This is a genomic window from Burkholderia sp. E168m23, assembly GCF_016586125.1.
GTDB lineage: Bacteria > Pseudomonadota > Gammaproteobacteria > Burkholderiales > Burkholderiaceae > Burkholderia > Burkholderia orbicola.
This window is the reverse complement of sequence record NZ_BCPP01000546.1, coordinates 1-4,844: the sequence shown is the minus strand read 5'-3', so window position 1 is coordinate 4,844 and position 4,844 is coordinate 1. Positions and strand designations below refer to the sequence as shown.

Here is a 4,844-nt window from a genome sequence, read left to right as displayed (position 1 = left end):
TCGGCACCGCGAGCGGCTTCGCCGGGATGGCCGCGTGGATCGGCGGCCTCGGCTTCTCGTTGCTGGTCGGCGCGCTCGCCGACAAGATCGGCTATGCGCCGCTGTTCGCGTGCCTCGGCCTGTTCGACATCATCGGCGTCACGCTGCTCGCGCTGCTGATCCGCGGCCAGTCGAAACAGGAACGCCTGCTCGCGCAGCACGCCTGACATCCGTTTTCACCAGGAACCGCCTTCATGACTTCGCTCCTTCATCCGCCCGTGTTCCGCGTCGCCAGCCACCACGCGAACCGCGTACTGCTCGCGTCCGAGACGGGCGCCACCGTCGAAATCTTCGTGCTCGAGGACGACATCGTGCGGGTACGCGTGCTGCCCGACGCGACGGCGCGCACCCCGCGCACGTGGACGATCGCGCCGGGCCTCGACGACGTGCCGCTCGACGGGCGCGACCGCCTCGACCTGAGCGACTTCACGCTACCCCACTACGACTTCGCCGAGGACGACGACGCCGTGCGCATCGAAACCGCGCAGATCCGGCTCGCGGTGCGCCGGCAAGGCGGCCACTGCACGTGGTCGCTGCGCGGCGCGGACGGCGCATGGCGCGTCGCGCTCGCCGACCGCGCGACGCAGGCGTACAACTTCGGCTGGTGGGACGATCGCGCGTATCACTACGTCGCCCGCGAGCGCGGCGACCAGGTGTTCGGCCTCGGCGAACGCGCGGGCGAACTCGATCGCACGGGCGCCCGCTTCGAGATGCGCAACATCGACGCGATGGGCTACAGCGCGAAGCACACCGACCCGCTGTACAAGCACATCCCGTTCTACATCACGTGGTCGCCCGATGCGGGCCAGGGCTTCGGGCTGTTCTACGACACGCTGTCCGACTGCGCGTTCGACATGGGCCGCGAGCTCGACAACTACCACGGGCTCTATCGCTACTTCGTCGCCGAACACGGCGATCTCGACTACTACTTCATCGCGTCGCCCGCTACGCCGCTCGCGGCCGCGCGGCGCTTCACGTGGCTCACCGGGCGCCCCGCGCGCACGCCGAAATGGGGGCTCGGCTATTCGGGCTCCACGATGAGCTACACCGACGCGCCGGACGCGCAGCAGCAGATGAACCAGTTCGTCGAGCAGTGCGACACGCACGACATCCTGTGCGATTCGTTCCACCTGTCATCGGGTTATACGTCGATCGGCGCGAAGCGCTACGTGTTCAACTGGAACCGCGACAAGTTTCCCGATGCGAAAGGCTTCGTGCAGCATTACCGCGACAACGGCATCCGCCTGTGCGCGAACATCAAGCCGTGCCTGCTGCGCGACCATCCCGCGTTCGACGACGCCGCGCGGCGCGGGCTGCTGATCCGTTCCGCATCGGGCGAGCCCGCATGGGTGCAGTTCTGGGACGAAGTCGGCGCGTACATCGATTTCACGCAGCCGGACGCGTACCGCTGGTGGCGCGAGCAGGTCACGTCGGCGCTGCTGGAATACGGGATCGAATCGACCTGGAACGACAACAACGAATACGAGATCTGGTCGCCCGACGCGATCGCGCACGGCTTCGGCCAGCCGTTCCCGGCGCGCGAGGCGAAGGTGCTGCAGACGATGCTGATGATGCGCGCGTCGCGCGACGCGCAGCGCGCACATGCGCCGGCGCGGCGGCCGTTCCTCGTGTCGCGCTCGGGCGGCGCGGGCATGCAGCGCTACGTGCAGACGTGGTCGGGCGACAACTACACGTCGTGGGAAACGCTGCGCTACAACCTGAAGATGGGCCTCGGCCTCGCGCTGTCGGGCGTGTCGAACATCGGCCACGACATCGGCGGCTTCTCGGGCCCTGCGCCGTCGCCCGAATTGCTGCTGCGCTGGGTGCAGTTCGGCATCTTCATGCCGCGCTTCAGCATCCACTCATGGAACGACGACGGCACCGTCAACGAACCGTGGATGTACCCCGAGATCACCGCGCAGATCGCGTCGCTGATCAAGCAGCGCTACCGGCTGCTGCCGTACCTCTATCACCTGCTGTGGCTGTCCACGACGCGCTACGAGCCCGTGCTGCGGTCGACCCTCGCCGATTTCCCCGGCGATGCGCGCTGCTACGACGCGTGCGACGACATGATGCTCGGCGACGCGCTGCTGGTCGCGCCGGTCGTCGAGCCCGGCCAGACCGAACGCACGGTGTACCTGCCGTCGGGCGCACGCTGGACGTGCTGCGCGAGCGCGCAGTCGTTCGACGGCGGCGCGAGCGTGACGCTCCCCGCACCGCTCGACACGCCGGTGATGCTGCTGCGCGAAGGCCGCGTGCTGCCGCTGAACGTCGCGGAACAGCATTTCGGTACGCGCGCCGACACGCGTGGCTTCCTCGTCGCACCGCGGATCGAGGACGGCGTCGCGTACGGCGAATGCGTGGAGGACGATGGCGAGACCGAAGCATGGCGCGACGGCGAATACGGCCTGTGGCGCATCGAGACCGGCCGCGAGGCATCTGGCGTGCTCGGCGTGTCGGTCCGCTGGGACGGCCACCCGGCACGTCCGTCCGACCGCGTCGAAATCCTGCTGCCCGCGTCGCTGCAAGGCGCGATTGCCGTGCGCGGCGCGCGTGTCGAGCAGGATGCGCAGGACGGCGCGTGGCGCCGCCTCGTCGTCGCGTTCGATCAATGAACCACTGAAGCCAACCCGATCAGGCGGGCCGTTCGCGCGGCTCGCCGCCTGCCACAGAGGAGGCATTCAGCCTCCCGCCCCCTTGAAAAGATGAAGAGACCTGGAGATCGAGCATGAAAGCACCCGTCAACCGTTATGCAATCCTGATTTTATCGGCCGCCTCGCTCGGCACGACCGCCGCCCACGCACAGAGCAGCGTCACGCTGTACGGCGTGGTCGACGATTCGCTCGCGTACGTGAACAACCAGCAGGGGCACTCGAACATCTACATGCGCGACGGCAACCTGTATGCGTCGAAGTTCGGGCTGCGCGGCGACGAGGATCTCGGCGGCGGCACGCACGCGATCTTCGACCTGCAGGCCGGTTTCAACCTGAATACGGGCGCGCAGGCCGCCGCCGGCACGCTATTCAATCGCCAGGCCTTCGTCGGCCTGCGCAACGCCAGCTACGGTACGGTCACGGCCGGTCGCCAGTACACGCCCTACTTCCTGTTCGTCGGCCCGTACGCGTCGAGCAGCTGGCTGACCGGCGCCACCGGCGCGCATCCGGGCGACATCGACGGCCTCGACACCACGATCCGCGTGAACAATTCGGTTACCTATACGTCGCCGACCTTCGCCGGGCTGACCGCGAGCGCGATGTACGCATTCGGCGGCATTGCGGGCGCGACCGGCAAGGGCAACACGTTCAGCGCCGCGCTGCGCTACGCGAACGGGCCGATCGGGATCGCGGCCGGCTACCTGCGGATCAACAGCTCGGGCTCGTCCGCGGGCTTCCTGAACCCGGCCACCGCATCGTCGGGCAGCTTCGCGGTGTCCGTGCTGAACCAGGGCTACCTGAGCGCGAAAGCGGTCGAACAGGTGGCGGCGGCCGGCAACTACACGCTCGGCGACCTGACGATGGGGCTCAACTATTCGAACGTGAAGTACCTGCCCGGCAACGGCTCGGCGTTCACCGACACGGCCGTGTTCAACACCTACGGCGCGCTTGCCGCATACCGCTTCACGCCGACGTTCTCGGTGGCCGGCGCATTCGCGTACACGCTCGCATCGAAGGCGAACGGTGTCGCGAGCGCGGCCCGCTATCAACAATATTCGCTGAAGGAGTCGTACAGCCTGTCGAAACGCACGACGCTCTACGCGCTGCAGGCGTACACGCATTCGAGCGGGCAGACGCTCGGCGCGCAAGGCGCCGGGCACATCGTCGACGCGGCGCCGATCGTCGGCGATTCGCAGCAGCTCACGCCGTCGACGACGCATGGCCAGTTCGTCGGCATGGCCGGGATCGCCGTCACGTTCTGAACCCGCCTGGCGACGCCTTCCTCGCGCCGCCCCTTGCCCGGACGATGCGCATGCCGTGCGTGCGCCGTCCGGGCGTCCGTCGCTGCGTTTTCCCCGCCCCGCCGGCCCGCCGCGCACACCGCGCGGGTTTTCTCGATCGCCCCGACACCTTACAATTCGTCAGGTTTACCCTTCTGCATGCCCCTTCTTGCAGTCCTGACACCGCGGTACACTCGACGCACGCCGTATCAGGGTCCGACGCGCAAGGTGCGCGCCGGGCGGCGTCGCGCCTCGTTGCGCCCACAACTGGATGCCCGCCATGCCGGATTCCCGTCCCTCGCCCCGCACGACATTCAAGCCGCAGGTCGTCCTGCCCGCGCTCGCCGTGATCGGCGCGCTACTCGTCGTGTGCGCACTGCACCCGAGCGAAGCCGGCGCACTGTTCTCCGCCGGCCAGCAATGGGTTATCGCCCGGTTCGACTGGTTCTACGTGCTCGCCGTCACCGGCTTCCTCGTGTTTCTCGTGCTGATCGCCGCCAGCGACTTCGGCAATATCCGGCTCGGCCCCGACGATGCCGAACCGGAATTCAGCTTCGTGTCGTGGACGGCGATGCTGTTCGCGGCCGGCATGGGCATCGGCCTGATGTACTTCGGCGTCGGCGAGCCGATGCAGCATTTCCTGAAGCCGCCCACCGTCGACCCCGGCACGCCCGCCGCCGCGCGCGAGGCGATGCTGATGACCTTCTTCCACTGGGGCTTCCATGCGTGGGCGATCTACGGGCTGATGGGGCTCGTGCTCGCGTACTTCGGCTTCCGCTACAACCTGCCGCTGACGCTGCGCTCCGGGCTGTATCCGGTGCTGCGCGAGCGCATCAACGGCTGGATCGGCCACACCGTCGATGCGTTCGCG

General features: G+C 68.1%; 3 protein-coding genes and 1 pseudogene. All 4 read left to right on the top strand.

The genetic code is table 11. The features are described from left to right. Positions 1 to 206 (top strand): annotated as a pseudogene (locus JMF90_RS24330) (MFS transporter); the annotation flags it as partial. A gap of 27 nt (positions 207 to 233) precedes the next feature. Continuing rightward, complete coding sequence (locus tag JMF90_RS24325; protein WP_011547906.1) at positions 234 to 2,654, top strand: glycoside hydrolase family 31 protein; 2,421 nt, start codon at positions 234 to 236, stop codon at positions 2,652 to 2,654. Positions 2,655 to 2,767: 113 nt separating this feature from the next. Further along, positions 2,768 to 3,955, top strand: coding sequence for a porin (locus tag JMF90_RS24320; protein WP_011694709.1), 1,188 nt, complete (start codon positions 2,768 to 2,770; stop codon positions 3,953 to 3,955). A 298-nt stretch (positions 3,956 to 4,253) separates the two neighbouring features. After that, on the top strand, positions 4,254 to 4,844 hold a 591-nt coding region (locus JMF90_RS24315; protein ID WP_201325519.1), incomplete at its 3' end, for a BCCT family transporter.